Below are 14,306 nucleotides of genomic sequence, written 5' to 3' on the forward strand. Positions count from 1 at the left end.
GGGCTCGGTGCACTCTTCGGAGATACGCCGACGTCAGACCCAAGTAACTGAACATCGATACTGATAATTGGCGGGGATTCGCCCTAGTTTCAGATGGTTGTCTCTTCTCCGGAGTTGTGTGCCGCTTCTAGGCGTTCGCCGAGCGCGTCTTGGGCAAGAAAGTCTCGCATCATTTCTGTCACCACGTGGTGACCGCCCAAATTCACCGCAACGCCATTTGGCCAGCTTGCCCAGACACATCCGTCTCTTGAGCTGAATATGATTTGTAGCTCTCGGTAGGAGGAACGCTCTGGGATTTCTGGAGCGTGCAATGCGGTCATCGTCAGGGCTCCTGACTGTTCTCACGCAGAAGCAACAGACGATCGTCTACCGACGCTAGCGCTGATATCGATTCATCGGGCCTTCAGAAAATCGGGAGGAATCTGGACAGCTACCTAAGGCACAAAGTTGCCCCGCGACGCCACCGCACATTCCGTTTCAGTTGAAAGCAGACATTGGAGCCTACGAACCGCCGACGCAGTCGGCGCCTCGCGTTCTAACCCGACCTGTGCGATTTTTGAGCTGATGTTTCGACGGCCGGAACTTCAGCCGCTGCAACGGCGGTCATTGCGCGCCTGGCATGGTCTCGCAGTACGCGTTGCCATCGCAATTGTGTTGCTCGTCGTCGCATTTGCGCTGTTATGGTTCGACCGCGGCGGTCTGCGGGACAACACTGATGGTCATCTCTCGTTCGCGGACGTGATCTATTTCACCATGATCACAGTGACGACGGTTGGCTATGGCGACATCGTCCCAATCAGCGAACGCGCAAGGCTGATCGACGCCTTCCTGATCACACCGATTCGGGTTTTCCTATGGCTCATCTTCCTCGGAACCGCAGCCGAGTTTCTGCTCAAGCGCAGCTGGGAGAACTGGCGCATGAAAAGAATCCAACACACATTACGCAATCACATCGTCCTCGCCGGGTTTGGGCGCAGTGGGCAGAATGCGATGGCAGAGTTGCTCGCCGCCGGCACGGAATTGGGCGCGATCGTCGTCATAGATGCGGATTCGGAAGCGATCGAAGTCGCAAAGCGAGCAGGCGTCGCCACAATACGAGGTGATGCTACACGTGACGAAGTGCAAAGGGCTGTTCATATCGAGCGCGCCGGCAGCTTGATCGTAAGTTGCGGCCGCGATGACACGTCGATCCTGACGGTACTGACGGCTCGGCAATTGGCACCGGATGTGCGGATCGCCGTCTCTGTACGAAATGCCGACAACGAGGACCTAGCTCACCAAGCGGGGGCAAACGTCGTGGTCAATCCGGTGAGTTTTACGGGACTTCTCTTGGCCGCAAGCAGCTACGGCGAGCATCTTGCCGACTATCTCCGAGATCTAGCCACCACGCGAGGCGAGGTGAGGCTCCGAGAACGCGAAGCTACCGCCGATGAGGTAGGCCAATCGTTGCGGGATGTCTGCGACGGAAGAGCGGTTCGTCTCTATCGCGGGACGGAAATCCTTTCTCCATGGGACCCAGGCCCGCCTCGCATTCAGGCGAACGATCGAATCATAGAAGTCGTGCCCACCGGCGAAACATCGGGAGGGACTCTACCCGTTTAGTTTCCCATTCCGAATGCCGCCCTCAGTCGGTAGTCCCCCAGACGAAGAGAATAGTCAGTGCCGAGGTCGTGCCTAGCGCGAACGCCTTCGTCAGCGCAGCCTCTCCATTATCAGTGCCCCATTGGAACAGTCCGCCCCCAACCATCAATGCCAAGGCGAACCACGAAAGGAGCGACAATCCACCTGCCCAAACCGCAGTTGTCTTCGCTTCTTTAAACTGCTCGGACGAACCGTTCCTCGCAGCGAACAATTCCCAAGCACCCATAAATGCCACGGCGGCGATCACTAGCTGGCAGAGCGTAATCAGCGCGAAGGCGATCCAACTCAAGGCGGGGGAAATCGCAACGGATTGGGCAGCGTCGATGTGCTGACGCATTTCGCTGATCTCTCCGAGATTTTGTAACGCATACATCAACGCCGTTAGGCCGATTAGCGACACGAGCAGGCTCTTGAAGACTCTCAATCGCCGGACCCGGTCGTAAGTGGCTCAATTTCCGGTTCGACTGAATTGGCGTCATCGAGGCGCTTCTTCCATTCGCGGTGGTGCTGCCGAATGACAACAAAGACTTCGTCGGTTGTGTCGACGCAGACAGGGATGTCTAAATCAGCAGAACCCGCGAGCTCGAACCCAGGACGAAGCATCTGCGAACGCGCCCAATCGATGAGACCGCGCCACATCGGCCCTACCAAAATGAGTGGCGTATCCAGTTGGCGGACTTGCACCAACTGCCAGATCATCGTCGTTTCGAGCAACGTGCCGATGCCGCCCGGAACGACGACATAGGCATCGGACATCAGAACGAATTGGTGGAGCCGGGTGAAGAAGGTGCCGTGGCTGAATACCTCTTGGACGAAGGGGTTGGCCGATTGTTCGAACGGCAACTGCACACGAATGCCGATGTTTTGGGCTTCGCTAGCTGGGTCTCCCAGCGCGACGCCTCGGTTTGCCGCCTCCATCAGTCCTGGCCCGCCCCCCGTGACCACGTCGCACCCGAGTGATGCCAACGCGGCGCACATCCGCTCGACTTCCTCATAAACCCAGTGTTCGTCCTCGGTGCGGGCTGATCCAAAGACCGTAACGCGATATCGATCCTTCCTGGTCGGGCGGATGCGGCTCAGGTTGTTCGCGGTCGACCACAGGGAAAACAGCGCGTCGATCAGGATGTGCCGGACCGTTTCTTCGTCCGACAGCCTCACGATTCCCTCTCCGGGTCCTTCCGACACTAGGCCATCAAATCCAGAACTATGCGGCCCTCGATGTGGCCCTTTTCCATCTTGTCGAAGACAGAGTTAATGTCCTCCAGCTTCGCGGTAGACACCGTCGCAGCAACCTTACCATCGCGAGCGAAGTCCAAGGACTCTTGAAGATCCAGCCGTGTGCCAACGATCGATCCGCGGACTGTGATGCCGTTCAGAACTATGTTGAAGATTGGCAGCGGAAAGTCGCCCGGTGGAAGCCCCACCAGTGAAACGGTTCCGCCACGCGCGACCATCCCGAGTGCTTGCTCGAAGGCAGTCGGACTAACAGCCGTTACGAGGACACCTCGAGCTCCGCCTCCGGTCTCGCGTTTGATCGAACCCGCTGGATCGCCGTCGGTGGCATTGACAGTAACGGCAGCGCCGAGGCTTCGGGCCAATTCCAATTTCGTATCATCAACGTCTACGGCTGCAACGTTCATGCCCATCGCTTTGGCATATTGGACGGCCATGTGGCCGAGGCCGCCAATCCCAGATACGACGACCCAATCGCCAGGCTTTGCTTCCGTAACCTTCAGTCCTTTGTACACAGTCACTCCAGCGCACAGGATGGGTGCGATTTCGACGAAGCCGATGTTGGAAGGCAGGTGCCCGACGAAGTCCGGGTCTGCGAGCACATATTCGGCGAAGCCGCCGTTGACCGAATAACCAGTGTTCAGCTGGCTCTCGCACAGCGTTTCCCAACCGCCCAAGCAATGGGTGCAGTGACCGCAAGCCGTGTGTAGCCAAGGGACGCCGACGCGATCGCCTTCCTTTAAATGTCGAACTCCTTGCCCAACCGCAGACACGAAGCCGACGCCCTCATGTCCAGGAATGAACGGTGGGGTGGGCTTGACCGGCCAATCACCGTGAGCAGCATGAAGATCCGTGTGGCATACTCCGGAAGCTCGGACTGCCACCTGGACCATTCCAGGCCCTGGCTCAGGGACGGGTACCTCTTCGATGACTAAGGGCTGGTCGAACTCGCGGACAACCGCGGCCCTCATGGTCTTTGCCATAGCCCTGCTCCCATTGACCCGGGGTCATAGCGACGCGGTGCAGTGCATTTTGGTTGGGCGAATTGCCATCGGGCCAAACCCGGACGCCTTCACAGACTCGAGGACACGTCGCCCTCGGCTGAGGAGCGACAAACGCACTTATGTCCTTCTCAACGCCTGCAAAGGTGAAAGACGATAATCGCGTTTCCGGTGTTTCGCGATCATCGGTCGACTCGATCGGTGCAAAAAGGCGGCTCTGATCGAGCGGTTTGCCGATCCGCCCCGCGAGATGCCTGCGGTCCGCTTTCCACCCGTCTCGCACATTTTACGTACGGATCAGTCGCGAAATGTCGCTCGCGAGCAAGACTCCGTCGTGATCAATAAAACTGATGCTTTCGTTCTCGGATAGCCGGCAGCGGGACATGCCCACATTCGTGTCTCCGGCTCGGCGGACGGTCAAAATCTCCCTGGACGCCGAGCCGTTAGCTCCCAACATTTCGGTGGAGAGCCCGCGTGACGCGAACCGCAAAATTCGTGACGGGATCGCACAACGTTGCGGTCACGATCACGACTAGTGTCCGCCCGGGGCATGTTCCACTCATAGCCCCCGGCTCGGCGTTGGGTCGCTCCGGCGTCGAGCCGTTAATTGTCAGCAGCCGCACTGGACACACCCGTCAATGGCGAAGAGAGCAGCACTCGACCAACTTCGACGCATCTCGAAAACTCGCGTGCCCACCAGGTCGAACGACAAGCCCGATGACGCCATGCGTCGGCTTGTACCGGACATCCCGGAGCCCAAAGACGTGGACTGATGCACGTCCGCTTTCGCTGCAACACCTCTCGGTAGCGACGGCTCGACGCCGGGGGCTCCGGACGCCGAGCCGGAAACCCGCTCCTTCAAACATGGGGTCTGGCAGAGCAAGCTTCGTCGATGACAGTAGGTGACGCTTGCCGCCCGTCCATTCGCCATTCTTAAGGAAAGTGCGTCCGTTCTTAAAAGTTGGACATGATTGGCCTTGGGCTCGTTGCGGTCGTTCTCAGTTTCGTAGACGCTCACTAAATGAAAACGTCGCGGCGCCTGATCCTTGGACTCGTCTTGGGAGTTCTGACGATGTTCGCCTTGTTCACACTCTCGCCGATCGTGGCACAAGATAAGTGCCTCGACAGTGGCGGTGCATGGAACGGCGATTCCTGCGTTCTGTAACTACGGGTAATGTCCGCAATGGGTCATGAGCGGACGTCAGGCCTTGACCACGTCATCGTTGACCGGCGACCAACCCTCGAACATCGATCCGCTATTGTTGACCTTGAGCAGGCGCTTCATCTCTCTCGCGCAGGCATCCAGGTCGTCCTTCAGCATTCCAATGCTTGCATCGATTTCCGCGTCTGAATTGCAGGTCGCAGTGAGTTGGAGTGAGCGGGCCATTACCCTCGCACCCCGAATGCCATGTTCAACGTAGAACTTGTCGAGAATGCCGGACATGCGCGCCTCCATGCTCATGCGCAATATAGCACGGCTGGCTGCCCTTGGGGTGTCGCAATGGGTGGGGTCGGGAGCGGACGTTCGACATGCTGTTGTTACGTAGAGCAGTTGACTTCTGACAGTGCTCATTAGACCATTTCCCGAGGGGGAGATGCGAGATGCGCGTTGTTATCGGAACGGCGCTTGCCGCGAGCCTACTTTGCGAGGGTTGTTCGTCCCGTCCGCGCGAATTTACACCCACGCTTGCGGCGCCAGCCGCGAGCCCATCAGAATTCGACGTCGCAGTTGCAGAGTGTCGAAAGCTTCTTGTCGACGGCAAGCTGGATTCAGCTGGCAAGCGTGGGTCCGGTGCGGCGGGTGCTGCTGCGGGCGCAACGACCGCGGCCATTGGCGGGGCAGCGGCGACCGCTGGCGGCTATGCCGGGCTCGCGGCCGCGAGCGCCACGATCGTCTTGCTGCCGTTCGCAATTGTCGGCGGAGCTTGGGGAATGTCCAGGATGAAGCGGGCCAAAAAGGAGCACGCGATCAAAGCGGCTTTGACAGGTTGTCTGCAAGAGCGTGGCTATGCCGTCGCCGGCTGGTCTAAGGCGCTGAAGAAGCCGATCATCGTGCAGCCTCAAACGATGGACAACTGACCGGGTCGGCAATGTCCAGGACGGTTGGAAAGCGGACATCTGCGACCGCGTCACTTCGCTAACTCTGGCGGCATGGGTACGCTGCACTCAGATAGCTAGTGATTAGGATCTCGGGGCGCTGGCTCTGTTCCTCCGGGTGCGCTTGCAGTCCCCTCACGACGGCGTCTCTTATTTGAGCGTGCGTCGTGCCAGCCGGGAAGCACACACTGCCCATGTCGCTCAGCATTGCCGCGATCCCCAGGATGTATCCGTAGCACATCCATTCGCGTCCAGACGCATCGGTGGCGGAGCAAATATCCAGGAGGCCATGGCCCGTTTCAGTATTGAGCTGTGCCTGAGCTTTCGCAGTCCCCGGGACAGCCGAAACCAGCAGTGCCGCGATAAGCAGTGTGCGCATAATTCCGCTCCACCTCGCCGTTGCTCTCAGTCGCGTAGCCCGAAAGCCTGGCGATTGTCAGCAATGGGCGAGAGCGGGCATCGCGACGAAATCATCACTTCGGACGGCACTAGGAACGAAAACCGCGCAAGGTGGTTACCCGCGCTGCCTTCCGTTTCCCGACGCGAGGCATGCAGAGAAGGGCGATCTCGTTAGCCGCAGGATCGCCCTTTTCGCTTTTGGTCGGAACACGCGCACTGGCAGCGGTCCGCCCCAGGCGGTATAAGTTTCCCATGCCGGACTTCCTGATCGAGCGCATCTTGCCCGGCGTCGCGCAGCTCGACCTCGACGATCTCAAGGAAACTTCGAAGATGGGCTTGGCGGTGATCCGCGAGCAGTTTCCCGATATCCAGTGGCTGCAAAGTTTTGCCACGGATGACACTCTCTATTGCGTCTACCGTGCTCCGAGCGAGACGATGATCCGCGAATATGCGCGTGGTTCGACGCTGCCCGTCCACAAAATCTCCGAAGTGCGAGCGACAATCTCGCCTGACTCGCTCCAGTGAGACCACTTTTGCGTCAGAGTCAGATGCCGGCGGGATCGCGACAGGCGGAATGAGCATCTCATTCTCCTCGACCATCACCTGCCCGGACTGTGGGTGCGTCTCGACCGACACTATGCCCAGCAACGCATGCCAGTTCTTCTACGATTGCAGGCACTGTGGATCGATCTTGCGCCCGCTGGCAGGCGATTGCTGCGTTTTCTGTTCCTACGGAGACGTTCCCTGCCCGCCCGTACAAGAGGCTTGGAAAGCTGCCGCTCCCGGGAACTGCTGCTGATCGTGATCTCCGGTACGTCCGCAATAGGTGGCAGCAAGACATTGGCCTTAACTACCTCGCTGGCCGCATTTGCTGATGGATTCCTGCGGTGTGAGCGCTAGCATCGACGTGCGCTACAGTCGTCAAACAAGGAAAAGTCCGCTGGGACGCTCTTGGGTCATCTCCTTTTGTGCCTCCTTGGGTCTGGCTGCGTCAGTCATCGTCATCCCGAGTGGCACAGCAGTCGCCCAGTACATTCCGCAAAAGCCGGTCGTGGTCAGTCTTTGGCCCAAGGGTGCGCCGGGTTCAGAAGCCAGGCGCGCAGAGGCCGAGATCGCGCAGGACTATTGGGTCCGCAACGTCCACAACCCATCCCTGACAATCTTTCGGCCGAGCGTACCAAACGGCACTGCTGTCATCGTTGTACCTGGCGGTGGCCACAAACTGATCGTGTGGACATCCGAAGGAGCGAATGTCGGTCGAGCGCTCAATCGCTATGGGCTAACGGTCTTCGTCCTCAAGTATCGGCTTGCCCAGGACGAAGGATCAACGACGACGCTTGATGACGAGGTATCCGATGTCCGGCGGTCGATTCGATGGGTTCGAGCTCATGCCTCGGAATATGGCGTCGATCCGAAACGCGTCGGCATCATGGGCTTTTCGGCCGGAGGCGAGCTTGTCGCGTTGGTCGCAGACAACTCCGCCATCAAGCTAACAGCGCCGATGGATAACGTTGATCGGTTGAATGACCGGCCGGACTTTCAGGTTCTGGTATTTCCAGGAGCGCTCGGCATACCGGCGAATGACGTTGCGCACGCTCCGCCCGCGTTCATTATCGCAGGCTCCCTCGATGAGTGCTGCGCGGCGCCGGCCGTGGCCCTGTATGAACAATTGCGCACAGCGAGGCGTCCTGCAGAACTGCACATGTATGCGGGCGCAGGGCACGCGTTCAATCTGGATGAGTCAGACCGAATTTCGATCATCCACTGGCCGGACCGACTCGCCGACTGGCTCGCGGACGAAGGATTCATCGGCGTTGGCACACCCCAACAAAATACCAATCAATGAGTCTAGGCTACGGATGGAGGTGGCTTTGACTTGGGTAATCTTGCCGCTCTTTGGCTTCGTGTCAGTCGCTGCCTGGCCCCAGTCTGCCATTGGACAAACCTCGACATCCTCGCTCCCTAGTGTTTCGAAGATGAGCGCCGCGAATGCCGCCGGCATCCTGAGATATTGCAGGGAGAGCGATCTCATCAGCGGAGACAGCGCCGTCCTGTTGGCCAAGACCGTGACACACACCGACCAGACATCGGTTGACTATATCGTTGGGACGAGCGGTCAGATTCTCGGAGACGGCGGGAAGAATTTCTCGATTTCACGGGCTCCCGCCGATCAACAATCGCAAGCCTGCAACTTGGTCGTTCAACGAGCGAAGGCGTTCATTCACCAACCCTGACGGAAAGAGTCCGAAAAGGGTCGGGCCCGCAGTTGCACGATCGCCCGCTTTCGGGGTGTTCAGGTGCGCCGGGCGAGCGGCCGCTAAGGGCGCATTTCAGACATACGGGCTGCGCCTCGAAAGGTCCCCTGCCCCTCACTGATTGGAAATCATCCGGTCCAAGCGGTGAATTCGCATGATTTGAGTGGTGTAGCGGCTACGAGCTGCAACCTAAGGTAGCAGTTCGCACCGCATAGATGCTCGTCAATCTGAGCGCTGACGCCGGCTTAGCATCGTGTTGCGCCGCCGAACCAAAATCACAACGTGCCGTTATCTGCAGATCCGCTCGATCTTGCGCGCCTCCATGAGGCATTGGACCTCATAGCTGAAGGTGCAAAAGTAGCCCCGATCGAGCGACCTGCAGTTAGCTTGGCCGGTAAATTGACCAACTTTAAGGAAGCGTTCGTAATCGACCGGAGGTCGACATGTATTGCGCGTCGCATCCTCCTTCCCGCGCGCGACTGCGTCCCGCCTCGCTTCTCCTTCGCTAGCAAACGGTCGCTCCGACATGCCGACGAAGCCTTGAAGTTTTCGCGCCTTTGCCGTCCAGCCGTCGACTTGTCGTTCCGTCTCGGCGCCCAAACTGGCTTTGGCCTCGGCCGCATAGACCCCGTTCGGGAAGGCGCTGAGATAGTCTTCAAGGCCTTCACAGCTTCGCTTGGAGTCTTGTTCCCATGCCAATCTTTCGGCTCGCGTTGGAACGCCCGGCACTCCAATCGAACCGCAAGTATCAGTTATTAGGGTCGAGCCCGTGAGCTCACAGGCGTGAGCAGCACGATCGGGAAATGCGAAGGCAAAGAGGAATGGGGCGGCAATTCCAGCGAGCAGCCATTTGATTAGGCCGAAACGGCGACGCAGTCTCCGCCGAGCCGAACCTTCTTTTGAGTTCCACTGCCTGCGAAAGAGCCGATAGCGAACCTTTCCCATCCGTATCAGGTTCATGGCGCTAGCCCCGCTTTCACCCTGGTTTGTCGGAGCTGATTCTCGATTTGAGGCAAATCCTGCACATACGGATTATTCGGCTCCTTAATCGCGAGCTGCCGGACATCGGCGAGGGCGTTCTCGAAATAAGGCACCGCCTCCTTCGACCTGCCGAGACGGTCGTTGAGTTCGCCAGCCATGCTTGATGCAACCGCCTCGTAACCAAGGTTCTCCGCCGACAGATCATTCGCAAGCAGCTGCTGACTAATCGTCAGCGCCTCCAAAGCTGGTACCAAGGCTTCCTTGAAGTTGCCCGCGGTTTTCAGCGCTTCCGCCACGGCATACGTCGCCCTGAACGCGTCCCTTGCAGCTGATTTGTCCTTGGGGCTCTCCGCAAGGCGTGCTCGATCATAACTTACCGCCTCGCGCAACGCAGCAAGTCCGTCGCCCTCACGGCCCGACATGAGTAGCGCCTTGCCGAGCAGAACAAGCGACACGCTAAACTCCGACTCGGATCCGGGCTTCGTGTTGCTGACTGCCGAGTCCGCTCTATCGAGAGCCACCGCCTCCCGAAGGAGACTAATGGAAATGTCGAGTTCAAGCCGACCACCGGCGAGGTCACCAACGCCTCTCAAGTCTGCCGCGATTTCTCGCCGCTGGGCATAATTTAGAACCCGTGTGCGGATCATATCCTGAAGAATGGCCACAGCCTGTGTCAGATATGGCCCGGCGCGCGCTGGCTCAGGAGTGTTGAGTAACGCCTGACCTAGATTCATGAGGCCGACGAACAGGTCCTTCTTGGCTGCAGCATTGATCGGATCTTGGAGCGCGAGCTTCCGATCGATCGCTAAGGCCTGTTCAAACGCGGAGATCGCTTTGTCTGCCGCGCCGTTCTCAAGCTGGAAATGCCCTATATTCTCAAGAACAACCGCGACATCTCGTTGAGCGATAGCGCTATTGGGATCAGCTTCTGAATATTTGCGGAAGACCGATAACGCTTGCTCGAATAGTGCGAGTGCCTCGGCACCCTCCTTCAACTGCGCGACAAGCGCGATCGACATCGGCAAGTCTCGTCGCGCGACAGCGCTTTGTCCGCCCTTGGCGCTCAGTTTCCTATCTAGCTCAAGCAGCCGTTGAGCATACTGAAGGGCCGCTGTCCGGTCCCCAGCCTCGAGCAACCCTGCCGTCAACACCCTCAAGGTTACTGAGAGATCGCGCTGGACGCTCGGCGAGTCTGGAAATTCGGATGCAAGCGCCGACGAAACGCTTAACGCATCACGATAGTATTTCAACGCTTCGTCGGTCTCTCCGTCTCTCAACAGTGCCTCCCCGACCTTCTTCAGGGATACAGACACGTTGTATCGATCGTCCGGGCTGCCGGATTTGGCCATCTCGCGGTTGATCAAGAGCGCCTCACGGTATTTTTGGAGGGATTCTTCGCTTCTGCCCTGCGCTCTAAGGACATCACCCAGATCGACTGCAGCCATTGATTTCTGCAGCGATGTTTTGGCGAGTTCGTAGGCCGCCGTGGCAGCTGTCATAGCGAGCTTTTGATCACCCTGGAGTTCCGCAAGCCGCCTTATTTGAATCTGCGTGTTGAAATCGCCGGGATCCAACGAGGCCGCCCAGATCCATAATTTAAGGACTTCACCCGCGCCCACTTCGCCATTTGCGTACATAATCGCGCGAAGCTCAGCTGCCTGACGGATGGGCGGAGCCGCGCGAATGTTAGCAGCCTGTTGTTGGGCTTTAACGCCGGCCTTGGTAAGTTCTTCAATGATTGGCCAGGCGCCAACCCGATCGCCATCAGCAAACCGTCTTAATGCCTCCAGCTTTGCAGGCGTCGCTTGTGCGATCAGTCCCGCCGCCTCCGCACGGAACGCCTCACGCTCAATCGCCCATTGCGCGTCCCGTGCGGCGAATTGCGTCACCAGGGCCGCGAAGTTCCGGCGCGCACTGTCGAGCTCCGCCTTAACTTCACTATATTGCCGCTCGAGCGCTCGTCTGTCAGCCTTTGACGCGGATAACTGAAGTTCTAGGTCGCGTTGCTTGATGCTTAGGGCATGGATCTCCGCCTCACCTTCGCGCATCCGGGCGAATTCTCGATCGTCGGCGAGCTTCCGTTCCTGAACGAAGCCCGCATCGCGTTGCGCGACGATGTCATCAACCAAGCGTTCCCGCTCAAGCTGACCCAGTGGTGCGGCACATGCTCCTGTTGTCACCGTCCCCGCCAAGGCGAACACAATGACGAGTGTTATTAATCGAAGCATGCTGCGTTCGTAACCGAATTTCGCCGGTTTCGGAGTCCCTAGGAATGAAGGATCTGGAGGCCGGTCTTTTCGCTGAGGTTATCCACGCGCTAGTTCGACAGCCCCGTAGGTCGCAAAAAAAATATATCTTCGAATATCGCGCCGAAAAATTCACAACTGCTGCGCCGGTGTTGGATCCAACTCGAGCTGAGATTTACCCACCCCCCCATTAGTCTGTCGGCTCCGTCTGGCGCGCCAGCCGTGAACCTATTTAGGATTGCTGGAAGGGGAGGTCGGAAGGGTTGGAAGGGCGTGGAAGGATGGATTTGCAACCCTTCCGATTTTTTTGGCTGGTAAGCCTTTGTCTTAGCTTAATTTTATTCTTCCCTTCCATCATTTGGAAGGATTGGAAGGATTTCTGTAAGAGTTGTTACGCGCGCAAGAAATAGATTAGCGCTGTGTACATTATACGCGCGTACGGAAAACATCGGGCAAACCCTTCCGACCCTTCCAACCCGGCAGAAATCCGCGGTTTCTTCCTTCCAACAACCCTTCCACACCCTTCCAAAACTGGAAGGATCAGTTACCGCAGGCGGATCCCCCACCTAACCCACGCGCGTTCGACCGGTGGAATTCGATCGCACCAGTATCCTTTCGCCTCCATCAGCCGGGCGAACTCCGCTGTTGAGCCTGGCTCCTGAGAGCGCTGCTTTGCGTAGCGGCGCCAGCTGTCATAGAGTTCGCCGGCGCGACCGTAAATTCCTGATCCAGTCTCGCAGCAGTCGCTCATCCATCGCGGGAACAAGGCCCTGCATAGCGGTCGCCGCTGCGGAAGCCTTTGGTGTCCTCGATAGCTCATGAAACCTCGCGAGCCGCGATGCGAGAGGTGATCCACGCACCAACTTCTTCTTCGACCCACGCAACCGATCGAGGGCCGATTTTTACCGGCCTCGGAAAATCAGGTGCCGCATAGATCGCAGACCGCGAGAGTCCCGTAAGGTCCTTCACGGAAGAAAGACGAAGCAATTTTGACATCTACAAGCCGCCCTCGGTGTTCTTTGGACGACCTCGTAACTACACACATCTTTCCTGCATTGCGCGAGGCAAGTTTTCACTTAAGTGAAAACTTTGCACTTGATATTTAGGTATTAAGCACGCGCTCAAGCTCGGCTGCCCACTTCTCCAGGGCAACTCGCTTCTCGTCAGTGAAATGATGCCGCTGGTAAACGCCGACAATACCGCCTCGGGTACCGCTCACGTGATTGAGGACTGCCTCAGTGACCTCGAGCCGCACACCCAACCGCTGCAATCCGGTTGCTCCCGTTCGACGAAGATCGTGCATCGTGAACCGCTCGATTGGCCGATTAAGCTCCTTGGTGACCGCGGCACGAACCCTTTCCCACGGCTTAGACAAACCACTCGCGCTATTCTTCGAGTTGCCCCGTGCCGGAAAAAGCCTTCCATTCTTGCGCTTACCGGCGATCTGCTTGATCTCGGCCAATGCCGGCGCGGACAGTGGCACTATGTGTACGACGCCGTTCTTCGCTCTTGAAGCCGGGATGGTCCAAATGGACTTATCCAAATCGAACTCGGAAACATCGGCACTAAAAACTTCGTCTCGCCGCTGCAGCGTGAGTAGCAAGAGTCTTATGCCAGCCCCGAACGGGAGCGGCTCGTCGGCTACCGCCTTCCACACCGCCTTGATCTCCTCATCCGAGAGAACTCGATCGCGGGCGGCAGGCTTGGGTGGCTTCCATGCGTCTCGACACGGATTTGATTCAAGCCGGTCGAGCCTGGGCATGGCCCAGGAGTAAAAGGCACTGAGCTGCGCCCCCACGGCTCGCGCCATCGTCTGCGCTGAGATCCCATCGATTAAGCGCGTAACGTCCGCCCGAGTGATGCTATCAGCGAGACGCCCCCCAATCTCGGGAAGTACGTACTTCTCGAAGATGCGCTTTACCTCTCGGATACTGCGCAAGCTGGCCTTTGCCTTCTTGTAGTCCTCAAAAAGCGCCTTGACCGTTCCGACAGTTGCGTCGCTCGTTCGCCGGGCGGTCGCCGGACTTGGTTCGGCACCGGCTTCGATATCGCTGATCAGGGCCCGCGCCTTCTTGCGGGCGTCGGCAAGCGTGAACCGACGTTCGTGATACCGGTTGAGGGTCAAGTTGCGGGCGCGGCCCCCTACTCGCTTACGCAGTATGAAGGTCTTCGCCCCACTGGATCCGACGCGGAGTCTCAATCCAGGGACGAGGGTGTCGGCATATTCCGCCTGACCTCTCTCTGGCGCCTTCAAACCCCTGATCTTGGCATCGGTGAGCCCCAAGTTGCCGACCATCTGATCCTCCCTCAGCGGGTCCTGCTTACGATACCTTAGGTAACGCGTGGGATTGGATACCCTAGGACCTAGTGGGATCATGGAAGCGTCAAAAACCTGAGAAATGCAAGGCTTTCCAATCCAAGGAAATCCGAGAAAATCCGCAGGAAATTTCTTT

Annotated in this window: 16 protein-coding genes; 7 read left to right on the forward strand and 9 right to left on the reverse strand. The window is 58.2% G+C overall.

The annotated features are described in order from the left end of the window. Positions 1 to 89: 89 nt before the first annotated feature. Complete coding sequence (locus tag AC4GYV_RS06900) at positions 90 to 320, reverse strand: hypothetical protein (RefSeq protein ID WP_491099912.1); 231 nt, start codon at positions 318 to 320, stop codon at positions 90 to 92. Positions 321 to 564: 244 nt separating this feature from the next. Between AC4GYV_RS06900 and AC4GYV_RS06905 the strand changes: the two genes are divergently transcribed. Next, complete coding sequence (locus AC4GYV_RS06905; RefSeq protein WP_491099913.1) at positions 565 to 1,602, forward strand: potassium channel family protein; 1,038 nt, start codon at positions 565 to 567, stop codon at positions 1,600 to 1,602. 22 nt (positions 1,603 to 1,624) lie between these two features. Here the strand turns inward: AC4GYV_RS06905 and AC4GYV_RS06910 are convergent, their stop codons facing one another. Genes AC4GYV_RS06910 through adhP form a run of 3 tightly spaced genes read right to left on the reverse strand, consistent with a single transcriptional unit; the run spans position 1,625 to position 3,857 of the window. Further along, on the reverse strand, positions 1,625 to 2,065 hold the full coding sequence (locus tag AC4GYV_RS06910; protein WP_491099914.1) for a DUF2165 family protein: 441 nt from the start codon (positions 2,063 to 2,065) through the stop codon (positions 1,625 to 1,627). Further along, complete coding sequence (locus AC4GYV_RS06915; protein WP_491099915.1) at positions 2,062 to 2,799, reverse strand: LOG family protein; 738 nt, start codon at positions 2,797 to 2,799, stop codon at positions 2,062 to 2,064. The genes AC4GYV_RS06910 and AC4GYV_RS06915 overlap by 4 nt, the downstream gene beginning before the upstream one ends. Before the next feature lie 26 nt (positions 2,800 to 2,825). Beyond that, positions 2,826 to 3,857, reverse strand: coding sequence for an alcohol dehydrogenase AdhP (gene adhP / locus AC4GYV_RS06920; protein WP_491099916.1), 1,032 nt, complete (start codon positions 3,855 to 3,857; stop codon positions 2,826 to 2,828). 1,039 nt (positions 3,858 to 4,896) lie between these two features. Between adhP and AC4GYV_RS06925 the strand changes: the two genes are divergently transcribed. Next, positions 4,897 to 5,040: a hypothetical protein gene (locus AC4GYV_RS06925; protein ID WP_491099917.1), complete on the forward strand. Its 144-nt coding sequence runs from the start codon at positions 4,897 to 4,899 to the stop codon at positions 5,038 to 5,040. 36 nt (positions 5,041 to 5,076) lie between these two features. Here AC4GYV_RS06925 and AC4GYV_RS06930 read toward each other — a convergent pair whose 3' ends face one another. Further along, complete coding sequence (locus AC4GYV_RS06930; RefSeq protein WP_491099918.1) at positions 5,077 to 5,319, reverse strand: hypothetical protein; 243 nt, start codon at positions 5,317 to 5,319, stop codon at positions 5,077 to 5,079. 158 nt (positions 5,320 to 5,477) lie between these two features. Here AC4GYV_RS06930 and AC4GYV_RS06935 point away from each other — a divergent pair, with 158 nt between their 5' ends. Continuing rightward, positions 5,478 to 5,954, forward strand: a complete 477-nt coding sequence (locus AC4GYV_RS06935; RefSeq protein ID WP_491099919.1) for a hypothetical protein — start codon at positions 5,478 to 5,480, stop codon at positions 5,952 to 5,954. 58 nt (positions 5,955 to 6,012) lie between these two features. On the opposite strand, the gene AC4GYV_RS06940 is transcribed toward AC4GYV_RS06935, so the two are convergent. Continuing rightward, positions 6,013 to 6,351: a Rap1a/Tai family immunity protein gene (locus tag AC4GYV_RS06940; protein ID WP_491099920.1), complete on the reverse strand. Its 339-nt coding sequence runs from the start codon at positions 6,349 to 6,351 to the stop codon at positions 6,013 to 6,015. Positions 6,352 to 6,623: 272 nt separating this feature from the next. Here AC4GYV_RS06940 and AC4GYV_RS06945 point away from each other — a divergent pair, with 272 nt between their 5' ends. From AC4GYV_RS06945 to AC4GYV_RS06960, 4 genes are all read left to right on the forward strand, one after another. Further along, the gene (locus AC4GYV_RS06945) at positions 6,624 to 6,896 is read left to right on the forward strand and encodes a DUF4242 domain-containing protein (RefSeq protein WP_491099921.1); all 273 of its coding nucleotides are present in this window, start codon (positions 6,624 to 6,626) and stop codon (positions 6,894 to 6,896) included. Between the two features lie 49 nt (positions 6,897 to 6,945). Then, entirely contained in the window at positions 6,946 to 7,170 is a 225-nt protein-coding gene (locus AC4GYV_RS06950; protein WP_491099922.1) for a GDCCVxC domain-containing (seleno)protein, read from the forward strand. A 177-nt stretch (positions 7,171 to 7,347) separates the two neighbouring features. Then, a complete protein-coding gene (locus tag AC4GYV_RS06955; protein WP_491099923.1) occupies positions 7,348 to 8,217 on the forward strand; it encodes an alpha/beta hydrolase in 870 nt (289 codons plus the stop codon). Positions 8,218 to 8,347: 130 nt separating this feature from the next. Beyond that, entirely contained in the window at positions 8,348 to 8,605 is a 258-nt protein-coding gene (locus tag AC4GYV_RS06960; protein ID WP_491099924.1) for a DUF2501 domain-containing protein, read from the forward strand. 977 nt (positions 8,606 to 9,582) lie between these two features. Here the strand turns inward: AC4GYV_RS06960 and AC4GYV_RS06965 are convergent. From AC4GYV_RS06965 to AC4GYV_RS06975, 3 genes are all read right to left on the reverse strand, one after another. Continuing rightward, positions 9,583 to 11,799: a tetratricopeptide repeat protein gene (locus AC4GYV_RS06965; protein WP_491099925.1), complete on the reverse strand. Its 2,217-nt coding sequence runs from the start codon at positions 11,797 to 11,799 to the stop codon at positions 9,583 to 9,585. An 870-nt stretch (positions 11,800 to 12,669) separates the two neighbouring features. Next, positions 12,670 to 12,849 (reverse strand): helix-turn-helix transcriptional regulator, encoded by a 180-nt coding sequence (locus AC4GYV_RS06970; protein WP_491099926.1) that lies wholly within the window; start codon positions 12,847 to 12,849, stop codon positions 12,670 to 12,672. Between the two features lie 106 nt (positions 12,850 to 12,955). Next, on the reverse strand, positions 12,956 to 14,149 hold the full coding sequence (locus AC4GYV_RS06975; protein WP_491099927.1) for a tyrosine-type recombinase/integrase: 1,194 nt from the start codon (positions 14,147 to 14,149) through the stop codon (positions 12,956 to 12,958). Positions 14,150 to 14,306 lie beyond the last annotated feature (157 nt).

The organism is Sphingomonas sp. SP4, from assembly GCF_058313375.1.

Coding starts and splice junctions, on each gene's coding strand:
- AC4GYV_RS06975 (WP_491099927.1), bottom strand. CDS start 14,149: ATGGTCGGCAACTTGGGGCTCACCGATGCCAAGATCAGGGGTTTGAAG.
- AC4GYV_RS06900 (WP_491099912.1), bottom strand. CDS start 320: ATGACCGCATTGCACGCTCCAGAAATCCCAGAGCGTTCCTCCTACCGA.
- AC4GYV_RS06935 (WP_491099919.1), top strand. CDS start 5,478: ATGCGCGTTGTTATCGGAACGGCGCTTGCCGCGAGCCTACTTTGCGAG.
- AC4GYV_RS06960 (WP_491099924.1), top strand. CDS start 8,348: ATGAGCGCCGCGAATGCCGCCGGCATCCTGAGATATTGCAGGGAGAGC.
- AC4GYV_RS06945 (WP_491099921.1), top strand. CDS start 6,624: ATGCCGGACTTCCTGATCGAGCGCATCTTGCCCGGCGTCGCGCAGCTC.
- AC4GYV_RS06940 (WP_491099920.1), bottom strand. CDS start 6,351: ATGCGCACACTGCTTATCGCGGCACTGCTGGTTTCGGCTGTCCCGGGG.
- AC4GYV_RS06950 (WP_491099922.1), top strand. CDS start 6,946: ATGAGCATCTCATTCTCCTCGACCATCACCTGCCCGGACTGTGGGTGC.
- AC4GYV_RS06925 (WP_491099917.1), top strand. CDS start 4,897: ATGAAAACGTCGCGGCGCCTGATCCTTGGACTCGTCTTGGGAGTTCTG.
- AC4GYV_RS06905 (WP_491099913.1), top strand. CDS start 565: ATGTTTCGACGGCCGGAACTTCAGCCGCTGCAACGGCGGTCATTGCGC.
- AC4GYV_RS06970 (WP_491099926.1), bottom strand. CDS start 12,849: ATGTCAAAATTGCTTCGTCTTTCTTCCGTGAAGGACCTTACGGGACTC.
- adhP (WP_491099916.1), bottom strand. CDS start 3,857: ATGGCAAAGACCATGAGGGCCGCGGTTGTCCGCGAGTTCGACCAGCCC.
- AC4GYV_RS06930 (WP_491099918.1), bottom strand. CDS start 5,319: ATGTCCGGCATTCTCGACAAGTTCTACGTTGAACATGGCATTCGGGGT.